The sequence below is a fragment of the Bacillus sp. AFS029533 genome (assembly GCF_002585125.1).
GTDB classification, from domain to species: Bacteria; Bacillota; Bacilli; order Bacillales; family Bacillaceae_G; genus Gottfriedia; species Gottfriedia luciferensis_B.
In genome coordinates this window covers 12,658-33,017 of sequence record NZ_NUQC01000037.1, presented here as the reverse complement: position 1 = coordinate 33,017, position 20,360 = coordinate 12,658, and the positions used below count along the sequence as shown (strand labels likewise).

General features: G+C 30.7%; 22 protein-coding genes. 4 read left to right on the top strand and 18 right to left on the bottom strand.

Going from position 1 to position 20,360, the window contains the following annotated elements:
• Positions 1–48: 48 nt before the first annotated feature.
• Positions 49–420: an ArsR/SmtB family transcription factor gene (locus COE53_RS18925; protein WP_069033303.1), complete on the bottom strand. Its 372-nt coding sequence runs from the start codon at positions 418–420 to the stop codon at positions 49–51.
• Positions 420–845 carry an SRPBCC family protein gene (locus COE53_RS18920; RefSeq protein ID WP_069033304.1) on the bottom strand — a complete coding sequence of 142 codons (426 nt, stop codon included), beginning with the start codon at positions 843–845 and terminating at the stop codon, positions 420–422. Before COE53_RS18920 ends, COE53_RS18925 begins: the two co-directional genes overlap by 1 nt.
• A gap of 415 nt (positions 846–1,260) precedes the next feature.
• On the opposite strand from COE53_RS18920, the gene COE53_RS18915 reads away from it, so the two are divergent.
• On the top strand, positions 1,261–3,360 hold the full coding sequence (locus tag COE53_RS18915; RefSeq protein ID WP_098948536.1) for a TerD family protein: 2,100 nt from the start codon (positions 1,261–1,263) through the stop codon (positions 3,358–3,360).
• Positions 3,361–3,400: 40 nt separating this feature from the next.
• Here COE53_RS18915 and COE53_RS18910 read toward each other — a convergent pair whose 3' ends face one another.
• The 6 genes from COE53_RS18910 to COE53_RS18885 all read right to left on the bottom strand — a co-directional run bounded on the left by COE53_RS18910 (position 3,401) and on the right by COE53_RS18885 (position 9,792).
• Positions 3,401–3,874: a GNAT family N-acetyltransferase gene (locus COE53_RS18910; RefSeq protein WP_069033306.1), complete on the bottom strand. Its 474-nt coding sequence runs from the start codon at positions 3,872–3,874 to the stop codon at positions 3,401–3,403.
• Between the two features lie 127 nt (positions 3,875–4,001).
• Positions 4,002–4,292: a hypothetical protein gene (locus COE53_RS18905; protein WP_069033307.1), complete on the bottom strand. Its 291-nt coding sequence runs from the start codon at positions 4,290–4,292 to the stop codon at positions 4,002–4,004.
• Positions 4,293–4,992: 700 nt separating this feature from the next.
• The gene (locus COE53_RS18900) at positions 4,993–6,186 is read right to left on the bottom strand and encodes a CapA family protein (RefSeq protein WP_069033308.1); all 1,194 of its coding nucleotides are present in this window, start codon (positions 6,184–6,186) and stop codon (positions 4,993–4,995) included.
• 336 nt (positions 6,187–6,522) lie between these two features.
• Entirely contained in the window at positions 6,523–7,560 is a 1,038-nt protein-coding gene (locus COE53_RS18895) for a TolB family protein (protein ID WP_098948535.1), read from the bottom strand.
• An 88-nt stretch (positions 7,561–7,648) separates the two neighbouring features.
• Positions 7,649–9,106: a sensor histidine kinase gene (locus tag COE53_RS18890; RefSeq protein ID WP_069033310.1), complete on the bottom strand. Its 1,458-nt coding sequence runs from the start codon at positions 9,104–9,106 to the stop codon at positions 7,649–7,651.
• Complete coding sequence (locus tag COE53_RS18885) at positions 9,103–9,792, bottom strand: response regulator transcription factor (protein ID WP_069033311.1); 690 nt, start codon at positions 9,790–9,792, stop codon at positions 9,103–9,105. Before COE53_RS18885 ends, COE53_RS18890 begins: the two co-directional genes overlap by 4 nt.
• 263 nt (positions 9,793–10,055) lie before the next feature.
• Here COE53_RS18885 and COE53_RS18880 point away from each other — a divergent pair, with 263 nt between their 5' ends.
• Positions 10,056–10,388 carry a hypothetical protein gene (locus COE53_RS18880; protein ID WP_091024263.1) on the top strand — a complete coding sequence of 111 codons (333 nt, stop codon included), beginning with the start codon at positions 10,056–10,058 and terminating at the stop codon, positions 10,386–10,388.
• A gap of 51 nt (positions 10,389–10,439) precedes the next feature.
• On the opposite strand, the gene COE53_RS18875 is transcribed toward COE53_RS18880, so the two are convergent.
• Positions 10,440–11,285 (bottom strand): class I SAM-dependent methyltransferase, encoded by an 846-nt coding sequence (locus tag COE53_RS18875; RefSeq protein WP_098948534.1) that lies wholly within the window; start codon positions 11,283–11,285, stop codon positions 10,440–10,442.
• A gap of 68 nt (positions 11,286–11,353) precedes the next feature.
• Positions 11,354–12,073: a toast rack family protein gene (locus COE53_RS18870; protein WP_069033314.1), complete on the bottom strand. Its 720-nt coding sequence runs from the start codon at positions 12,071–12,073 to the stop codon at positions 11,354–11,356.
• A 289-nt stretch (positions 12,074–12,362) separates the two neighbouring features.
• On the opposite strand from COE53_RS18870, the gene COE53_RS18865 reads away from it, so the two are divergent.
• Positions 12,363–13,805, top strand: coding sequence for a flavin monoamine oxidase family protein (locus COE53_RS18865; protein ID WP_098948533.1), 1,443 nt, complete (start codon positions 12,363–12,365; stop codon positions 13,803–13,805).
• Between the two features lie 168 nt (positions 13,806–13,973).
• Here the strand turns inward: COE53_RS18865 and COE53_RS18860 are convergent, their stop codons facing one another.
• The 4 genes from COE53_RS18860 to COE53_RS18845 form a co-directional block, all read right to left on the bottom strand.
• On the bottom strand, positions 13,974–14,477 hold the full coding sequence (locus COE53_RS18860; protein WP_069033316.1) for a GNAT family N-acetyltransferase: 504 nt from the start codon (positions 14,475–14,477) through the stop codon (positions 13,974–13,976).
• 22 nt (positions 14,478–14,499) lie between these two features.
• A complete protein-coding gene (locus tag COE53_RS18855; protein WP_069033317.1) occupies positions 14,500–15,069 on the bottom strand; it encodes a nucleotidyltransferase domain-containing protein in 570 nt (189 codons plus the stop codon).
• A 61-nt stretch (positions 15,070–15,130) separates the two neighbouring features.
• A complete protein-coding gene (locus COE53_RS18850) occupies positions 15,131–15,394 on the bottom strand; it encodes a hypothetical protein (protein ID WP_091024260.1) in 264 nt (87 codons plus the stop codon).
• Position 15,395: 1 nt separating this feature from the next.
• Positions 15,396–16,646, bottom strand: a complete 1,251-nt coding sequence (locus COE53_RS18845; RefSeq protein WP_069033319.1) for a helix-turn-helix domain-containing protein — start codon at positions 16,644–16,646, stop codon at positions 15,396–15,398.
• Between the two features lie 452 nt (positions 16,647–17,098).
• Here COE53_RS18845 and COE53_RS18840 point away from each other — a divergent pair, with 452 nt between their 5' ends.
• Positions 17,099–17,596 carry a hypothetical protein gene (locus COE53_RS18840; RefSeq protein WP_069033320.1) on the top strand — a complete coding sequence of 166 codons (498 nt, stop codon included), beginning with the start codon at positions 17,099–17,101 and terminating at the stop codon, positions 17,594–17,596.
• A 236-nt stretch (positions 17,597–17,832) separates the two neighbouring features.
• On the opposite strand, the gene COE53_RS18835 is transcribed toward COE53_RS18840, so the two are convergent.
• The 4 genes from COE53_RS18835 to COE53_RS18820 form a co-directional block, all read right to left on the bottom strand.
• Complete coding sequence (locus COE53_RS18835) at positions 17,833–18,294, bottom strand: hypothetical protein (RefSeq protein ID WP_069033321.1); 462 nt, start codon at positions 18,292–18,294, stop codon at positions 17,833–17,835.
• A 59-nt stretch (positions 18,295–18,353) separates the two neighbouring features.
• Positions 18,354–18,641 carry a hypothetical protein gene (locus COE53_RS18830; RefSeq protein WP_069033322.1) on the bottom strand — a complete coding sequence of 96 codons (288 nt, stop codon included), beginning with the start codon at positions 18,639–18,641 and terminating at the stop codon, positions 18,354–18,356.
• Positions 18,642–18,885: 244 nt separating this feature from the next.
• Positions 18,886–19,605, bottom strand: coding sequence for a YebC/PmpR family DNA-binding transcriptional regulator (locus COE53_RS18825; protein WP_069033323.1), 720 nt, complete (start codon positions 19,603–19,605; stop codon positions 18,886–18,888).
• Positions 19,606–19,783: 178 nt separating this feature from the next.
• Positions 19,784–20,236: a hypothetical protein gene (locus tag COE53_RS18820; RefSeq protein WP_069033324.1), complete on the bottom strand. Its 453-nt coding sequence runs from the start codon at positions 20,234–20,236 to the stop codon at positions 19,784–19,786.
• Between the last annotated feature and the right edge of the window lie 124 nt (positions 20,237–20,360).

Below are 20,360 nucleotides of genomic sequence, written 5' to 3'. Positions count from 1 at the left end.
TTTCAACACTCTGAAAAAAAACAAATCCACCTAAAGATTCGTTTTTTATTATTCTTCATTATTTTCTATATTTGATTTAACTAGTTTTATACTTTGGTCTTCGTTATTTTCAACTAGATGCTGAAGGATAGATAATTTATTTGCCCAAAATTGCTCATAATATGATAACCATTGTTTAATCTCTAAAAATGCTTCTGGTTGTAGTTTGTATCTTCTTTCTCTGCCAACTTTTCTTCCACTAATTAATTCAGCTTCAGAAAGGATATGGAGATGTTTTGCAATTGCTGTTCGACTCATTGGAAAATTACTTGATATCTCTGAAATGGGCAATTCATTATTAGCTAATAATTTAAGTACTTCTCTTCTAGTAGGATCGGCTATCGCCTGAAATACGTCATATTTTTGTGCAGAACTGGTCACTAGTTTTCAACAACCTTTTTAAGCTTCTGAACAATACCAGCCCAACCACCATTCATATTGTCACGTACTATACCACTTTTTTGGTTTGGTTTTGGAAGAATTTCATCAGCAGTTTTCCATCCACTATGGATTAACGTAAATTCAGTTTGATCCCCTAAATCTTTTAAATTAAATGAAACTACCCATCCATCAACATCCCAAGTAAACGATACTCGATTTGGTTCATCAATTTCTAAAACTTTACAAGGTGATGGACCAAATGGACCTTGTAAATGAAACTCGTGACCTACGACTGGTTTAAAGTCATTTGGCATGAACCATGCAGATATACCTTCCGATGTTGAGACGACCTCCCAGACTTTTTGAATAGGTGCATTATATATTAGAGTTTGTTTAATATCTTCAACTTGGTTTTGTACGCCCATTTCAATCCTTCTTTCTAGTTAATATAAAACCTTTTGGTTATGTTTGAAATTATATACAACCATTTGGTTTCATGTCAATCAAATTTTACGTACTTATTTTTTCCTTAAGTTATTAAATTATTATAAATCGAAAAACTCCCTTACATTATGAATTTTCCTTAAACAACAAGAATATGTTATTTGTTGCAAAACGCTTTCATACATACTAAACTAATATAACAGGCTATGACTTTAGCTTCCTTCTACACTCAAATTTAGAATTTATCTAGCGGGTCTCTTTCCTGTATTCCTTATCAGAATTGATAAGGTTACGAGGCTATATTGAATCTTCCTTCTATTAGGTTTGTACTCTAAGTACTTTTTCTAGATTCAATAATTTCCTCGTTTTTTTTATTATAAAATTTGGAGGCAATACATGAATCAAACAAACATCCTTTTCCGAAGAAAAAATTCCCTCTATATCGAAAAACAAGAAAACAACCTCCCAAAACCATTACTTGCAACAGCCTTGAAACAACTTGAAGCGTTCAGTTATACTTTTTCACTTGAGCTTATTGAAATTTTACAAACATGGAACGATCAAGAATTTATAGCTTGGTTTATAGATTTCAGGGAAACTATTGCTAATGAATTAGGCTATAATGTTGACCATATTCCTTTTTACAAAAACTTTCCTAATGACGTAATGAAAATTGATGAAGCTGAAATTTATATAAATAGCTTGTTGTATTATATTTTTGATGTTCAGCCTCTTACCTTAATTCAAAAACGACCACCACTTAGAAATAAAAAAGAGCTAAAGATAATTAAACTTGCAAAACAAGATGATTTAATTCTAATTATTAAAAGATTAATTGACAGTACTGGTTCTTTTAAATCCCAGGACATTGAAGATATTGAATTTGTACTCTTAGCTCAAAATAAACCACAAAATTTATTACCAGAACTATTTTTATCAAAAGAAAAAATGGTTATTGTCCTAAAACTATTGTATCAATCAAAAAAAATAAGCGAAAATGAAATCGCAAATTATTTAAAAACGGCAACAGATATATTACGCTTTTGTGTTGCATTAAGTGATGGTGATCCATCGTTAAGCATGAATACTAAATTTAAATCATTTAGTAGAAAAGAGCGCAAATTCTTACTTTCATTATTAAATGAAATCCCTCATGCAATTGAAGAAATGGTTAAAAGACGCAACGTATGGATAAGAGTTGGAGAAAAACTACATCCTGGTGAATACTCGAAGCGTTTTCCGCACACTGCAAATTTATTCAATATCCTTAGAAACGAAAAGCAAATAAGTACATACCAAAGTAAAATCACTAAATACATAAGTGAAAAGAATCTCACTAAATTAACTAATGAATTAATAAAACGTCCTGGTGAGTTTGCTAGAAAACTAGATTTTGTTTTACGTTCATTTACTGAAGAAAATGATCAGCGATATATTGTTTCACAGTTTTCAATCGTTTGTAAGGATGTTTCAACTCCGGTTCTATTGAGTCTTTGGAATCATTATAATAAACGGAATGATGAGAGAAGAATTCGCACCTTTTTTCCAAAAGGAAATGTTGCGAAACTCTATGCAATTGAAAATAAAATAATAAAACTTAGTGAAGTTATAATCGATGTTGTTTTAAATATTGTTAAAAAAACTTTGTCCGAACGTTTTTCTGTTAAAGAATCTCTTGGCAAAGTATGGATCGATGAATCCTATCGTAACTTTACATTACCTAATGGATTGCGCTCGGCAAGTAAGTCACTTAGAACAATCCCTCGAGGTTCAAATGTTCCGATTGGTGAAGGTGATATTATTAGATTCTTTCTTTATTGGAAAGAAGGCGATGTAGATGGAGTACATACAGGAACTGTCGATATTGATTTAAGTGCAGTATTTTACGATGATAATTTTAATTATATAAGTGATATCTCTTACTATGAGCTAAGAAATCAACAGTTTAAATGTTATCACAGTGGTGATTTCACAAGTGCTCCTAAAGGGGCTAGTGAGTTCATAGACTGCCATATTCCTACACTTAAAAATAATGGGATTCGTTATGTTGTATTAAGTGTAAATAGTTTTTCAGATCATTCATTTTGTAATTTACCTAGTTGTTTTGCTGGATGGATGCTAAGAGACGATTTCAAGTCCGGTAAGGTTTTTGAGCCTAGTACTGTAATGGATCGCTTCGATCTAGCAAATGATCAAAAAATATGTATTCCACTAATTTTTGACACTTTCGAACAGAAAATTATCTGGTGTGATTTAGGTTTACAAGACAATCTAGAGTACTATAACAACGCAAAAAGTAATTCGAATAGTTTAGCAATACTAACTGAAGCTATGACTGAAAAGAATAGTATTTCTCTTTATGAACTATTAGAGTTACATGCTGTTGCCAGGGGTGAACTTGTAACAAATAAAGATGAAGCAGATACTGTGTTTACATTTAATGAAGAAGTCACACCATACCGTTATGATTTAATAGTAAGTGAGTTTATGAGCTAAGCTTTATTCCCCAGACAATTTATTAAAGTCTGGGGAATATTTAGTTTCCACTAATCATTGTTATAAATTCAGCACGCTCAGTACAAAACTCATTTTCCGCTTTAAATCCAAAATTTTCATAAAGTCGAATTGCTCTTTTATTAAACTTAGCAACTGTTAATCTCAGTGTAAAAAGATTAGTCGTTTCATGAATTCTTTCAAGAATAAACTTGAAAAATTCACTCCCAAATCCTTTCCCTGTTAAATCTGGTCTAACTCCTAATCCAATATCAACCATCCTTTTTTCATAAACGCCAAACTCGTTGCCTTTTGGTACTTGAGCTGACTGACCAATACAATAAAAGCCAATTAAGTTCTCATCTTGATCAATTACTGCTAAATACTCATTATTTACTAGTTCATCTAGTCCTTCTTTGCTTAATTCATTATTATAAAAATCGTAAGGTGGGGCATAATTCCAATTAAGAATTTCAGTAGCGTAAGACTCTGTCATTTTTCTAATGTATAATTTCATGATTTCTCCTTATTTTCTACTTGTTAATGCTGTAAAATTAAAAAGCATTACTCTTTTAAAATAGAGTAATGCTTGATTTAAATTAAGGTCTATGTAAAACTAAACAACCTGATCGAGCATAATAAATTTACGAAACTACTCTATTTCTAACAAAAAAGAATACTCCGATATTAATTAATAAAATTCCGAAAAATGCTGCTAATAATAATTGAATACCTAAAATTATACTTGCGTTATCACTAGCATGAAGGATCCACCAAATACTCGCAATGCCTAGGATGAATAGGTTAATATTAAATGCAATTGACATTGTAGCTAATACATTGTGTGTTTTATTTTGCATTTTAACCTCTACCCACACAGATAAAATCAAGGATACGAAAATAATACTAAGGAATTCAATAAACTGTAGATTCATTTCTTATTCCTCCTAAATTTTATTTGGCAATCAACTTACTATTAGGTTATTCTTTTGATTCGTTATAAAAGAATAAATTCCTTCCAAAAAATAGCATTATCATTTTAAATAAGAACTTTTACCTATAACTTTTGATCTGAAAAATCATGGTTTACTAAAAAAACAATCTTTTATCGGATTGCTTACGCTATTGAAAAATAGCCTAGTCAATTAATTATCAAATTTTCGTAAAAGGAGTAGNNTCGCTTTCCATGGGGCGAGACCTGAGCCTCCTCGTCACGTTCGTTCCTGTGGGGTCTCAGCCTTCCCGCATTTCCCATAGGAGTCGAACAACCCTCCGTTCCAATCAACTTATTCAACAAAAATGGTTACACTAAAAACCTACTTTAATATCCTTTACTTAGAGTAGCATAACAGCTAGTTAATCAGTATGTAGATTAATTAAGTAAGAACATCAACTTATAATAATAATCATTTGAACTTGTTTATCTAAAATTTAGCAATTAAATATTTTTAACTTCTAAAATAAACAATTACTAGAGTTTGTTGATATTATAAAACTGCTCAAACAAATTAACATTTAAAATCATAAATAGATCAAATAAAATGAATTATATTATCAATAAGATTCTCTTAATATACGTTTGACCATTTTATATTTCAACATACAAAAAGCAACCCTTTTAAGGATTGCTCTCATTTATTTTTCATATTGAGTCCAATTGGATCCGTATATCTTATTTGAAACATAAATTATTTTTTTCTTAACTCTTTGTTCTTCAGGGCCTTTTAAAAATAATGGTTGATAATTATTTCGGCTAGATACTGAAGAAATTGAAAATGGAACAATTCTTATTTCTTTTTGATTTGTAAGTATCCCATTATTTAGATGAAAAGTTTGTTGGAAAACAAATGTATCTTTATCTTTTGGATTTTTATTACCACCGAACATAAAATTCCCTAAACTATACACAATAAACTTCCCTTTATACTCTTCAATTCCTTGAACAACATGTGGGTGATGGCCAACTATTAAATCCGCTCCATGGTCGATTGCATAATGAGCTAAATTCTTTTGAGTACTATTCGGTACGTAGTCTCGTTCGATTCCCCAATGGAAATGGATTAGAATAATTTTGACACCACTTTTTCTTAAATTTTGTATATCATTATTAATTTTAATCCTTAAGTCAGGTGAATCATTCCAGCCTTCATAGCCTAGTGCAGCAACTTTAATCCCTTTAATCGTTGTTACATATTGGTCGTTATAACCAAAATAACCTATTTTTTCTTTTTTTAAATTGTTAATCGTATCTTCAAAACCTTTTTGCATATAATCATGACTATGGTTATTTGCTACATTGACCGCTTCAATACCACTTAAAGTTAATATTTTGGCATAAGAAGGATTACCTTTAAAACGAAATGTTTTAGATGCTCTTATTTTTGAATTCGTTAACGTCGTTTCTAAATTAACAGTTGATAAATCATCTTGTTTAAAGATATTATTTAGTCCTTTTGTAAAATAAGCTAATCCATTTTTATTTGCTTCTGCTGGAAAAGAATTAATATATTGAAAATCCTCATCTGATCCAAGTGTAAAATCTCCAGCTGCACTAATTTTTATAGTCGTTTCTAAGTTTTTTGGTTTTGCCGTATTGTTATTTTCTGGCTTTTGAACTGGTGGCTTTATAGCTGGCTTCTTAATCGATTTTGGTTTGTCTACTACTTTATTTTCAGTCTCATGTTTTACTAAATTGCTTTCTTCATAAACTTTCTTATAAACAAAATAACTAAATCCTGATATACATCCAAATAGAACTAATATCATAAACCATATTACTATTTTTTTACTATTTCTTTTTTCAGTATTTTTATCCTTCCGACTCCTCATATGTTTTTATTTCTCCTTTTTATATCTTTGCTAGAAATATATTTTCGATTATTAGTTCAATAAAAAAATCTATTTCTTTTTAGTATGGATACCTGAGCCTCACCTACTACATTTAGACAAAGATATTACATAAAATCGCTCAAAATACTCATATAGAAAACTCGTCGACTGACCGGGCATAAGCGAAGGCAGAGGCGTAGTAGCACTTATACTTTATTCCTAACATTGGTCACCACGTAGAGTATGACTCCTTGCTGCCAAATTATACTTTCCTAAAGTGAAAAAAGAGAAAGTGAGTTTTTCTCTCACTTTCTATATGAGAAACTATTTCGTTTCTTAATTTTTCAACGTTAATACATAAGTCACAAATTCATTTAGATTATCTTTTAACATCACTTTAGAAACCAATATTTTTTTACCGGATGGACTCCAAGTAATTGGCCCAGCAATCTCGTCTAAATCAGTCGATAATTGTGTTATCTTTCTAGATTTGACATCGATCACGAATAATCCTCTTTCTCCCTTATCTTCTGAAATTACAGAAAAAGCTAATGTTTTGTAGTTTGGCGACCAACCTGCACCGAAAATTTGAGTTCCAGTAGCTAACGATACAGTTTTTCTTCCATTTTCATCGGTAATAAACAACTCTCTTTTGGTTGGAGTAATTTTTCTAACAATAGCGAATTGCTTTTGATCTAGTGATGGGATAACCCATTCAACTTTTTGCTCGTTGTATTTTTTCCTTATTAAATTAACTTTATCAGAGTTCGCATCAATCTTTTTTACTTGTCCATCTAAATCAGCTGAATACATTTGCTGAAATATTGTTGAATAAATGATAGTCTGATTGTCGATCCATCGTCCTTCTGTCGCAAATGCATAGATGGTATCCGGCTCTGACACTTTAACCTTCCCAGTTCCTTCAGAATTTATAATAAATCCTGTACCAGAATTTCCATCCTCTGTTTGCTTATAAAAAATATGCTTTTTATCAGGTGAAATAACGGCACCTACTTGATCATGCTCCTCACTTGCTAATACTTTTGATTTGTTTGTGTTTAGATCATATGAGAATAAATTAATATGATAAGTATAATCACCATTATCTGTCATTACTGATTTTGGTAATTTCGTATTTTTTTGCTCAGTTAAAATTGTATGATCATCCAACCAATCCGTCCCGCGAATACCCTCATAACGATCTATTTTCTCAAGGGCTAACTCGTTTGTTACAACCTCTTCATTTCCTGTTAATACAGTAATCTTTTTATGTTTTTTTTCAATTACTATATCTTCATTTTGACTTTGACATCCAGATATTAATAGTATTGTACTAACTAGAAAAAATACTTTAATCATGTACTTTTTATACATCACATCACCTTCCTACATTCGTACAAATTTTATGATACGTTTAGAATGTTTCTATTTTTGACATATCATGTTTCAAATTTGTAAACTTTTACTCCGCTAACGGAAATGTAATGATAAAATTTGATCCGCTACCTTCTTTCGATTCAACACGAATCGTACCATTTTGCTTTTCAATTAAATCCTTTGTTAAAGCAAGCCCTAAACCAGATCCTCCTGATTGGCGAGAACGATCTTTATTTACAGTAAAAAATGGTTCAAATATTTTATCCACTAATTCCGAAGAAATACCAATACCCGTATCTGATATATTCATAACTAAACGATTATTTTCAATCTTATTCGAAACGTATATCTCACCATTTGTTTTATTATATTTAATGGCATTATCTAATAAATTCATAATGATTAATGTAAAGCTTTCTTTATCAATAAGAATCGTTGCGTGTTCAAAATTTGTACGGATAGATAAACCAAACTTAGTCATTTTCCCTTTCATTCTTAAACAGAGATCTTCTAAAAGGGAATAAACATCAATTTTTTCTTTTACAATTTCAAAGTCATATTTTTCAAGCTCTGCTAGCTTTAATATTTTTTCAACCATATCGTAAAGACGAAGTGATTCTTTACCTATTGTACTAATTGCTTCTTCTAATAATTTTGGATCATCTGAATACATGTCTAATAAATCAATATAAGCCCTAATTACGGTCAGTGGGGTTTTAAACTCATGTGTAATCGATCCAATAAATTGCTTTTGTTGTTTTTCTAAAACTTTAAGCTTTTCAACAGCTAATTGCAGATTTTCCTTTTCTTGTTGAATGCCTTTTATATTATTTTGAATTTCATTACTCATGTAGAAAATTGCTTGGCTTAAATAACCCAATTCATCTTTTCGACTTAAAGTAGAACGGTCTGGATAGTTTCCTAATTGGATTTCCTCCGTTACTTTTCTAAGTTTTAAAATACTCATAACAAGAGAATTAAAAAAGAAATATCCAATGATAAAACTAAGAATTGTAGTTATTAAACCAATTTTAATAAAGAGTTTAATTGTATTATCATAAAACTTCTTACTATTAATTAATGAATAATCAAACTGAACTACCCCAATTTGATGATTCGCATTATAAATTGGTGCAAAATAAGATAATGTATCACCGCTCTCCTGATATGCAATCTTACCTTTTAACGCATAACTTAATGTATCCCTTACATTTCTTGTAGATTCTAATGGAAGAGAATCTCCTACAACTTTTCCAGACATATTAAAAATTGTCACATGAAGACTACTAATAATCCCAATCTGTCTAGCAATTTCCCGACCATATTGTTTAAAAAAATCTTGAGGATTTTCTGTTGTTTGACTTAAATAAACTTGCTTTACATATACATTTGCTAATTTACTTTGCCTAGCAAGTGTTTCTTCAGTTTGTTTTTGCTGATTTTGTTTTATCCCCTGTAAGACTAATATACTTAAGACAATGACAGTTCCAATTAATAGCATAGCTAAAAACAAGCTCGATTTAACTTTAATACTTAGTTTCATTTAGTTTCACTAGATATCTTATATCCAACTCCAAAAACAGTTTGAATTAAATGTTGATAAGAATTACCAAGCTTTTTACGTAAACGTTGGATATGAATATCGACAGTTCTCGTTCCACCGATATACTCCATTCCCCATACTAAATCTAATAATTCATCTCTGCTAAAAATTCGATCCATATTTGAAATTAATAAAACAAGAAGGTCGAATTCTTTAGGTGTTAGTTCTATATTGCTTCCATCAACAGTCACTTTTCTTTGAGCAGGAATTACTTGAAGCTTATTAATTGAAATGCTCTTTTTTTCATCAGGTGTTGATTGTTTTTTTAATCTTCGTAGTAAAGATCTAGTTCTAGCAAGTAATTCCCTAATATCAAACGGTTTTGTTATATAATCATCGGCTCCAAACTCTAATCCTAAAACTCGATCAATAATATCATCCTTAGCTGTAAGTAAAATAATGCCAAGTCCTTCTTTATTTCCAATTTGTTTACATAAGTCTAAACCGTTCATTACAGGCATCATAATATCCGATATTAAAATATCTGGTTTAAAATCTGGAATCTTATCTAATGCTTCTTTTCCATTAAATGCGTTTTCTACGATAAACCCTTCTCTACGAAATGCGTAAGTTAATGGATCTACAATACTTTTTTCATCATCTACAATTAATACTTTCCCTTGCAATTACCTCACCTAAATTCATAATTTATGTTTTTAGTTTTATTTACTTAAACTTTATTTTTGGATTTTTAATATTTCCTTAGAAAAATTATAGATTGCTCGGTACTGAATTACTAAACGTTTTTACTTTAAATGCAAAAAATTTACATCTTGGAAACATCTTGTTCTTTTTTTTCATTGTTCTTATCATTAATTAGTTTGGACAATATTCTAGTCCTTTATCTGAAATCATACATTTAGTAATGAGTACAAATGGGAGGGATTTCATGGAACACCCACATATTCGAAATATGCAAGATAAATGCAAAAAATATAAACTATGCCATGTAGTGTTTCAAACTTCTGAAAGAGCTTTATTAGAAGGAATTTTATTAGATAACAATTCGAGTAGCGCGGAATTACTCGTCCCTGAAGACCTCGCCGCACCGGAATCGCGTTTTTTTGAAGTAAGACAAAACAGCGGCGAAACTTTTCTCCCTAGATACCGAATATATAAAAAGGTCACTGTCCCACTTTCTTCCGTTGTATCAATATACTTGTTTCCATATTACTATCCAAGCTATCCATACATTTATCAAAGGAATTATCATCCTCAATAGTAAAAAAAGCATCTAGAATCTAGATGCTTTTTCATTTTTGATTTTAAAGTTTTATTCCGCTACAAATGCAAATATCGATAAAGGTTTGATTTCATTGGAAGTAATAGACTCTTCTAGCATTTTTACTTCTGATCGAATTAGTCCATTTAATTTACTAGGCATATTTTCAAAATTATTGAGTTCAATATCGATATCCGCCAAAGTCTTATTAATCTCCCATCTAGCATCCTGTAATTTTGGAGAGAATATAGATGTTTCATTCATTATGTTCCACCCTGAAGCTTTACAAATATTTTTCATATCATTTGGAGTAAAAAGGGTGCGAATATTTGATTCACTGTTTTGTTTTAATGACTCATACTGAGCTTGAATTAAAATAGATAGTAAATGCGGGTACTGCTCAATTGAGCTAATTCTTGTATCCCATTCGGCAAAGCATAATTTTTTACCCCATTTTTTAATCTTTTTTAAGACTGCAGTAAATTCTTCATGTGATTTTAAGTACCATGAGCAGTGAGACATTACAATATAATCAAACTCATCTTCATGGAAATCAACAGTTGGTGATAATATATCAATTTCAAATTCTATCTTTAGTTGTTTACCTAAATTGGATTGTAATAGGAAGTCCGCTGAATCTCCTAATGAAACTGGACTGCCGTATGTTGGTGGGCCAATATCGATTCCATGAACAAATCCATTATCCCCGACAATATATGCTAAAACGGCCGTCGTATCTCCTTGACCACAGCCTATCTCTAATACTTTACTACCCTTTTCTATATTCCAAAACTCAACTAATTTAAAACGATGTTCTGTTTGTATTCTTTGTATATCAGACATCCCCTTACCTGATGCCATACAATCAATAACTGATTCAACTGCATTTTTTAGCATTGAATTCCTCCTTAGAGATAAAAGTTTTTATGAAACTATTTTTCTATTACTTTCAAATTGATTTTATATTAATCTACTTTAAAGTTTACCTCTCCTACACCTAAATCTACATTTATTGTTAATTTAACATCAGCGTTTTCATACGCTTCATTAACATAAACACCATTTCCTTTTGAAATTAAATCGATTACATTCGTTTTGCCAATTCCCTTACTTAAATTTATCTTTACACCCACATCAGAAGGTAACACGATGGTCGTTTTTCCAACCCCTGTTTCAATATTTGCTTCGAAGCTTTTTTTCCAGTTTCCACCTAAATTAACATTAAGCTCCCCGACTCCAGCCTCGATCTCTAATTCATTTAAATTCAGTCCACGTAAATCAAGATTTGTTTTTGATGCGCCAGTATTAACATCTAAATCAATCGGAAGTTTATTCGAAAGCTTCAAATTCCATTCATTCTTTAATTTACCAATTTTCACTTTTGGAAAATGCTTTTTAGATTGATCTATTCTTATTTCTCCCGTGGAATCTTTGAGCTTATATGATACATTCGGATTAAAATATTTATTGTTATATTCGATCGTTCCGTCTACCCAATTTTTTGTACCTTTAGAAACATTCATGATTCCAGCACCTAAATCTAAACTAACATCCAATTTTTTAGCTTGATCTTTATGAATAGAAACAGTTTCTTCTTTTACCTTTTCATTGTTAAAAATTGAACAACTCGCAAGAACGAATACCGAGGTAATCATTAATAAAGCAGAAATAATAAATTTTTTCATTTTTTAACCTCCAATTAAAAACTTCTAATAATCACATTTTATGGAAATTAAAAAATCTAGATAACATCCTGCAGTATCAATCTGTCTACGACCAAAGTATGAAAGTAAATAAAGTACGAGGTATCCATTAATAATTATTAGATTTTTAGACAGTATTCTCCTTTAATTGTTAATAAAATGATTTATAATTCCAACTGAAACTAGTCATACCTTCAAATTCAAATCAATTACATACGTTCTCTTGAATGCGAATAAAATGTAATGAAGGAATTGTAAAGGAGGAGAATATATGACAAGTTCTCCACTAACAACTGATCAAATGATTTCAATCATTCAAAACGGCCTTAGAAAAACTGAATCCTCAAAAAAAGTAATTATCGTAGGCGCTGGAATGGCTGGTTTGACCGCAGCTTCATTATTAAAGAATGCAGGACACCATGTCACAATTATTGAGGCAAATGATCGAATTGGTGGTCGTGCTTATACTTTACGTGCTCCGTTTAGTAATGGGCTCTATTTAAATGCTGGTCCATTACGAATCCCAAATGTTCATCATTTAACTTTAGAGTATATTAGAAAATTCAATTTGCCAGTAAATGAATTTATTAATGAAACCCGAAACGATATCATTTATGCAAATGGAATAAAAACAAATCAAACTAACTATAAAAGCAATCCTGATATATTAAATTATCCAGTAGCACCAAACGAAAAAGGAAAAACTTCAGATGTGTTATTGGACCAAGCTTTACAGCCATTTATCAATTTTATTAACCAAAATCAATCGACTAATTGGGAAATAGTCGAAAAAAGGTATGGTAATATTTCATTTGGTTCTTTTTTAAATTCGTACTTTTCTGTAGGTGCAGTTGATATGATTGGGGTGCTCCTTGATTTTGAAGCATTTATGGGAATGTCCTTTTTAGAAGTATTGAGGGAACAGGTCACTTTTAAATCGGCAACGAAATTTTATGAAATAACAGGTGGAATGGATCTTTTACCTAAAGCGTTTCTTCCTCAATTAAAGGATAATATACTATTAAATTATAAACTGACTAAAATTATTCAAAATGGTAATTCCCTAACAATCCAAACAACTGACAATACAACTGCAAACCAATACATTATGAACGCAGACCTTGCCATTATAGCTATACCATTTTCACTCTTAAGATTTGTGGAAATTGAACCATTTCATTCGATTTCTTATTACAAACGAAAAGCAATTCGCGAAATAAACTACATGTCTGCAACAAAAATTGGAATTGAATTTAAAAGTAGATTTTGGGAGAAATATGGTCAATTCGGTGGTATGTCTACAACCGATTTGCCTACCAGACTTTCACTCTATCCTAGTACTGGAATTGGCACCTCAGGTCCAGCAGTTGTCAAGGCAAGCTATACGTGGGCAGATGAGGCGCTAACATTGAGTGCCTTAACTGAAGAAGAGCGTATTCATTATGCTTTAAGGGATTTGTCTAAGATTTGGGGGAACCAAGTTTATTCTGAATTTGTAACTGGAACGTCCTTTAGCTGGAGTCAAAATCCATTTTCTGTTGGTGCCTTTACATTTTTTGAACCGGGGCAAGAAGAAGAACTGAATTCTTATATTTCTTTTCCTGAAGGCAGATTACACTTTGCAGGTGAACATACTTCAAGGTCCCACGCTTGGATTCAAGGTGCAATTGAGTCTGGTATACGGGCTGCTAATGAAGTGAATAGCCTATACTAAACTACTTAAAAGTAGGAAAGACCGGGTAATTACTGCCCGGTCCAATTTTATGTACAAATATTTTTCATTTTTACTTCACTCATCTAATGAATTAGCTCATATCATACGTTTTGATTTAAGTCTGTTTAACTCCCCAAATCGAAACTGATTTTATGCAATTACTAACTATTATTGAATCGGACCACCTGGCCTAAATCGGCACATCATTATTTCATTAACAAATTGCCCATTTGCTTTTATATTCCCTCTTTTAACACCTTCAACTTTAAACCCAAACTTTTCATATAGCGCTTGTGCCTTAGGATTTGTCTCCAATACTCCTAGCTCTACTCTTTCTAACATTAACCAATGATCTGCCAAATCTAATACTCTCGTAAGCAATGCTTTTCCAATTCCTTTATTATGATGATTTCCATCAGTTGCGATAAATAAATCTCCCACATGAGACCTGCGACCTGTTCTTTGCACTAAACCAACTAACCCTACTACATCTCCATTACATTCTGCGACAAATTCATATTCGTTTGCTTGTAAGTTTCTAATTCTATTTTCCATCATGTCTACTCGCATACTAGGTAGAAATATCATATATGGAAAAACATTTTCTTGGGTGCATATGCGATGAAGTGCCTTAGCATCATTTATTTCTACTGGTCTAATCAATACTTCCATCTATGCTCACTCCTACAACTTTTTATATTAAATCTTCAAGCCACTCATGATTAGGTTGATGTATCAAGATTGCTTCACGTAACCATGCTTTACTGTGAAAGGACAAATAATCTTTCACGTTTTTAAAGTCCTGATGATCTTTTTCTCTTGTATTTCTAACCTTATATAAAAGCACTATTTCTGGATTCAAGTAAGGAATCCCCTCATTTGTAACACGATAAAATCTGTCAAGCTTACAAGTAATCAATTCATCTCTTCTAAACTTCCAATCATTTAACTCGATTTCATTTAATAAAACTTCTAATTCATCTTTTGTCTTATCATTTTTGGCATGTATTTCATGAGTAGGTAGCTCTAAATATTCATTCTCCCAAGTTGATAATTCCCCTTTAATGACTTTATTAAACGTCCAGTTATGTAAATATTCTTTAAGATATAGTTGATCCTTACGCGCAATGGCTATTTCAATATCATGGTGATTTCTCGTTTGTTTTTCTATGAAAAGGTCAATTGCCCATCCACCAGCTATATACCATCCTTTATTAAAATCCTTCATACTTTTATACACTTTATAACATTGTTCAAAGGACACAGCATTCCAACCTCCTAATAAAAAAAGTACCACACAAAATGTATGATACTTATTTATAGATTTATCTAGTTCTAATAAATAATAATTTTTCTACCTTAGGATGAATTGGCTCATCTGCATATGAACGATTAGATCGATCATATGGTTGGAACCCATCATCTGTAGACTCACTTTGATCAATTTCATCCGAATAAAGTTGTGTTCCTAAATCATCTGAAACAATTGAGGTCTCCGAACCATCAGAAACTAAATTAGGACCGTAATTAATAGATAGTACAGTGAACAAACACAATATTGTTATAATGTTGAATAGTCTTTTCATCATGTTATTTCCTGCTTTCGATCATTTTTAATAGCGTGCTATTGTATTCTTTATATAACATGTTTTGTTTTTCTAACGATTCGTGTTTTTCATAGTATTCTGTAACAAGATCATAGTATTTAATTAATTTTTCATGATCATTGGTTTGAGCCCATAATGGCAAGCCAACTTCACGTAAATATGTAACTAAATTTGCTTCGTCCTTTTTTGCTTCTAGTAATAAAACCTTCATTCGAATAAAGGATGCACTACTTTTATCCTTTATTTTAGAGAGATTCTTACATAACAACTTAGTAGCCGTCTCGTAATCATTTATAATCATCATATTATTCGCGATGTTTGAAATGACCAAAAAATACTCTTCTGTGTCCTCTTGAATATTAGATAAATATTCTTGGTAATATTTAATTGCTTTCTTATGTTGATTAGAATGGTAGTATAAATAGCCTAAATTATGTAAAGCACTCATATGTATTGTTTTATCACTTAATATGACAGAAGAATCTAGTATTTCAATTAGAAATTGCTCGGCTCGATCTAATAACTTGCTCTTAATTAATTGAAGTGAAAGTAACATTTTTGCATCAAGGATCCGTTTAATATTATTATTTTGTAGAAAAATAGGAATTGCTTTATTACAAAAATACATAGATAAGGAAGTCTGATTAATAAAGCTATATACTAAAGCTCTATAGAAGCAATATTCCTGGAAATCTATCTCGAGGTTTGGCGTAATTTCTTGTACTTCATCCATTACTAGAAGAGAGTCATTATATCTCTTTTCTTTTATGTAATATATTGATAGTGTAAACAAATATTTTATCGTTTCATATTGGGAAAATTTCTTCTTTTTTACCTCAAGTTGTTTCCATTTTTTCTTTGCCATTTTAAGATCTTCAACAAAAATATAATATCTCCAAATTGTAATACAAAAATCATTTGATATATTAGTATAATTTATACTTTCCTCTTTACCAATCAATTCTTCAAACAGTATTTTACTAGAATCATAGTCAGCTCGTTCGATTGAATTCCATAATCGTTTAAGTTGACCCGTCACTTCATCTATACTATCATTTGCATCTATTTCAACTCGCATCTTTTTTAAAAGCAATTCAATCGTTTCTATACCAGCCTCTTTTGTACCGTTTTCAATTTTACTTAAATGTGAAACAGAGCATATTCCTTCACATAATTTCTCCTGGGTCCATCCTAATTTTTTTCGATGATGAAAGATCATCATGCCATAATCCATAATAAAATCTCCTGTTCACCTTTATTTAAAATAGATATTTATATGACTAGAAACTATTAATTTCTTATATTAATATTTTTAATTTTCTCTTAATAATTAAATTTTATTAGATTTTCCGACACATTAATATACTTTTTCGTTTTTTTTCAGACAAATTATATTCAAAAAATTTTCCCAATACAAAAAAGTCAAACAGAATGATATGATTTTAGTACAAGCAATTAAACGATACTAACGACTAATAACTTCATTAGTATTTTTTAAATGCACCCCCATTTAATAACCAGTTTTAAAGCAAGATGTAATCATTACATCTTGCGATTTTTTTGATTAAAGCCATTTTTATTTTTATAAATAATTTAAACATTGTTTCTAGTTTTCAAGCCATCAAGTAATTTAATAAATTCAAGCTAGTAATCGTCCAAATTAATTTATACTCGTAGAGGTCCTATATGACAAAAAAACCACTCATTTTATATTTGGTAATTATTGGAATATCCATCATTATTATATTAACATTAAAACAATCTATTGAAAAAGAAAAACAGAAGAGATTGGACGATGAAGCATCTACAGAATTCATAATTGAACAAAATGTTCAAAATTCTGTAAGAAACTACATTACAGCTTTAAAGTGGAAAGATGTTGAGATTTATAACTCTGTTGTAATAGATTCATTAAAAATCAGCAATCACTCTTACTACTTTACTAAGATAATGTCTAACGTAATTGATGCAAAATTCATCGGTGATAATTTATCTGTCATTCATTTAAATAAGAAAGATCAAAAAACAACGGTAAATATAAAATACGAAATAACATTTGTTGACGGGATAAAGCCTGAAGGAAAATATAAAAACGGTAGAAATATATGTAATGTAACAATGGATCTTGTTAAAATAAAAAATAAATGGGTCATTTCAAGTATATACGATTTAAAAGTTATCTAAAAAAACGTTCTCAATAAAGACCGTTATAAATGAAGAAAATCCACTAGGTGATAATTTTTTTCCTTGTGGTTTTTTTATGTATTTAATCTTTTTTCCTTCCTTTAATCTATGCATTTTCGCCAAAAAATTTATACAAAAAAGGAGAACTCAAAAGTACTCTGACTTTGAGCTCTCCTTTTTAAGTCATCTGTAGTTTCTTCCCAAATCAACTAGCCTAATTACTAAAACAAATTCGATTAAATTGTATCTAAATCTTTTAGCAACATATCTTTACTTTCTTCAAACTTTACTTCTTTTACATAATCATACGCTTTAGTTTTAGCAGCTAAGCTTTCAGTAGACTGATTTATTTTTGCATACGCTCTTGATAAAGCCTCATATGCATATGCTATGTAGAATGGCTCTACTTCTGCTTCTAAACTAATCTTCACACATTTTTTTGCGTAATCTAAAGCCGTTTCCCCTTGCCCTATAACAGCATACACTCGTGACAATTGCCAATATCCGATCGATATATTTCTTGGTGTATGGCTCTCTACTTTTGTCCAATGCCAAAATGAGCTATGACATAAATGAACCATTTCCTCTGTTTCACTTTGAGATCTATTTTCTAATTCAAGTAAATCCCACACTTTATTAAAACATGAAGCAGCAAGCTCCCTATGAGTGAAGCTATTTTGATTAATCGTCTCTTCCATAATTTACTCCTCCATAATTAAAATCAAGAATATGTATTACCTCAACTCTAAGTATAATTTTATTCACATTCCGAGTTTGAGTCCGCATCACAGCTAGCAATGGTTTCAAAGCCTGTTGAGCTATTTTTAATTTGTATGACTGAATTTCTTCGTTGCTCCTCTAACTTCAATCCTTTCTCACCAACGGATTGTTCATAATAATTTATTTCTTGTTCTTGTCGCTCGTCAGCATTAGCATTAAAGCTCATTAAAATACCTACTGGAGTTGCTAAAACTAACAAAAATACACCAATTCTAAGAGCCGCGTACTTAAATGCTTTGTACCCGTTTTTTAATAATTTATCCATTTGTATAGATCTCCTCAAATTGAATATAATATTCGAAATCCTTTAGCAATTATTGACTAACAATACTATTCTCTGTACTATTCATATTTTCCTGTTTGGCAATTATGGATTAAATAAATTCTAAGAGTAATCCTGGCCAAATGCTTAATCAAAAAAAACAAAAAACGCGTTCATACAGATGAAAATTAATTCATCTAAATGAACACGTTTATCTTAATTCATTCTATTTATTGTTGCTAAGCTACTATTCACCTAAATCTACATTGTGGTAAACACGTTGAACATCTTCTATATCTTCAAGAACGTCTAACATTTTTTCGAACTTTGCAAGACCATCTTCTGGAAGAGTTACATCATTTTGCGCTAACATTGTTAATTCAGCTACTGTAAACTCCGTAATACCTTCGTTTTTAAACGCTTCTTGTATTGCATAGAATTGGTCTTGATCAGCATAAACAATTACAGCGTCGTCTTCTTCTAAGATATCGCGAACATCTACATCTGCTTCCATTAAGATTTCAAGAACTTCATCAGAAGTCTTCCCCTCAAGTCCAATTACAGCCGTTGCATCGAACATATATGATACTGAACCTGTTACTCCAAGGTTACCACCGTTTTTACTAAATGCAGCACGAACTTCTGCAGCTGTACGGTTTACATTATTAGTAAGTGCATCAACAATTACCATTGATCCATTTGGTCCGAAACCTTCGTAACGAAGCTCATCAAAACTTTCTTCAGAACCACCTTTTGCTTTTTCAATCGCACGATCAACTATATGTTTCGGTACACTATAAGTTTTCGCACGCTCTAGTACAACTTTTAAAGCTTGGTTTGATTCTGGATCCGGCTCACCTTGCTTCGCAGCTACATATATTTCACGTCCAAACTTTGCATAAATACGACTAGTATTTGCATCTTTTGAAGCTTTCTTCTCTTTAATATTATTCCATTTACGACCCATCTTGTTCCACTCTCTTTCAACTTTAAATCTACGTTTAATTTACTATGTATTTGACTTTCGCCAAACATTTACCATTTAATATTATACCTCATTTATACTTTTTTTCGAAATTAATCGTTACTAAAAATTAGTGGAAATAAAAAACATTACTTTCTTTTTTGAAGTAATGCTTTTATTTTTAGATAACTTTTACCTTTATCAAATAAGTAAAATAATTATTCCCCTTCCAGATACCTTTTACTTCATAAATTATTTCTCCTTTTTTAGATCCAAGTTGGAATGAGTAACTTCCGTAGTTATTTAAATTGTGGTCATAAATGTATGCTTTTTTAGTCCCACTGTGCTCTAATATTTCCACATTTTCGGGTTGTTCTGAAAAATATATCTTTAGAAACTGTCCTTCGAATGCTGTAATAGCTACTTCTTCTTGAATATTTTTATATGTACCATTTGTTGATTGATCTTTATCTAATAATTTTCCCCAAGAATAATTTGCTATTTTATATGGAATTGTTTTATCTGCTAGCTCAAATTTAACTTTCGGTTTTTCATCATTAGACAAAATTGTTTGGTTAATAATGACCGAAATCGTAAAAATTGCCACTAAATATAAGATCCCTTTTTTAAACATCGAACTTCCGCTCCATATTTTTTCATTTAATAAGTTTAATGTAATCTATTTCTATTAAATTGTATATTGGGAAAATTCTGTACATTTTCAATAAATTCTACCAATTAATTTATAAGACCACCTT

Coding starts and splice junctions, on each gene's coding strand:
- COE53_RS18920 (WP_069033304.1), bottom strand. CDS start 845: ATGGGCGTACAAAACCAAGTTGAAGATATTAAACAAACTCTAATATAT.
- COE53_RS18915 (WP_098948536.1), top strand. CDS start 1,261: ATGAATCAAACAAACATCCTTTTCCGAAGAAAAAATTCCCTCTATATC.
- COE53_RS18910 (WP_069033306.1), bottom strand. CDS start 3,874: ATGAAATTATACATTAGAAAAATGACAGAGTCTTACGCTACTGAAATT.
- COE53_RS18905 (WP_069033307.1), bottom strand. CDS start 4,292: ATGAATCTACAGTTTATTGAATTCCTTAGTATTATTTTCGTATCCTTG.
- COE53_RS18900 (WP_069033308.1), bottom strand. CDS start 6,186: ATGAGGAGTCGGAAGGATAAAAATACTGAAAAAAGAAATAGTAAAAAA.
- COE53_RS18895 (WP_098948535.1), bottom strand. CDS start 7,560: ATGTATAAAAAGTACATGATTAAAGTATTTTTTCTAGTTAGTACAATA.
- COE53_RS18890 (WP_069033310.1), bottom strand. CDS start 9,106: ATGAAACTAAGTATTAAAGTTAAATCGAGCTTGTTTTTAGCTATGCTA.
- COE53_RS18880 (WP_091024263.1), top strand. CDS start 10,056: ATGGAACACCCACATATTCGAAATATGCAAGATAAATGCAAAAAATAT.
- COE53_RS18875 (WP_098948534.1), bottom strand. CDS start 11,285: ATGCTAAAAAATGCAGTTGAATCAGTTATTGATTGTATGGCATCAGGT.
- COE53_RS18870 (WP_069033314.1), bottom strand. CDS start 12,073: ATGAAAAAATTTATTATTTCTGCTTTATTAATGATTACCTCGGTATTC.
- COE53_RS18865 (WP_098948533.1), top strand. CDS start 12,363: ATGACAAGTTCTCCACTAACAACTGATCAAATGATTTCAATCATTCAA.
- COE53_RS18860 (WP_069033316.1), bottom strand. CDS start 14,477: ATGGAAGTATTGATTAGACCAGTAGAAATAAATGATGCTAAGGCACTT.
- COE53_RS18850 (WP_091024260.1), bottom strand. CDS start 15,394: ATGATGAAAAGACTATTCAACATTATAACAATATTGTGTTTGTTCACT.
- COE53_RS18845 (WP_069033319.1), bottom strand. CDS start 16,646: ATGGATTATGGCATGATGATCTTTCATCATCGAAAAAAATTAGGATGG.
- COE53_RS18840 (WP_069033320.1), top strand. CDS start 17,099: ATGACAAAAAAACCACTCATTTTATATTTGGTAATTATTGGAATATCC.
- COE53_RS18835 (WP_069033321.1), bottom strand. CDS start 18,294: ATGGAAGAGACGATTAATCAAAATAGCTTCACTCATAGGGAGCTTGCT.
- COE53_RS18830 (WP_069033322.1), bottom strand. CDS start 18,641: ATGGATAAATTATTAAAAAACGGGTACAAAGCATTTAAGTACGCGGCT.
- COE53_RS18825 (WP_069033323.1), bottom strand. CDS start 19,605: ATGGGTCGTAAATGGAATAATATTAAAGAGAAGAAAGCTTCAAAAGAT.
- COE53_RS18820 (WP_069033324.1), bottom strand. CDS start 20,236: ATGTTTAAAAAAGGGATCTTATATTTAGTGGCAATTTTTACGATTTCG.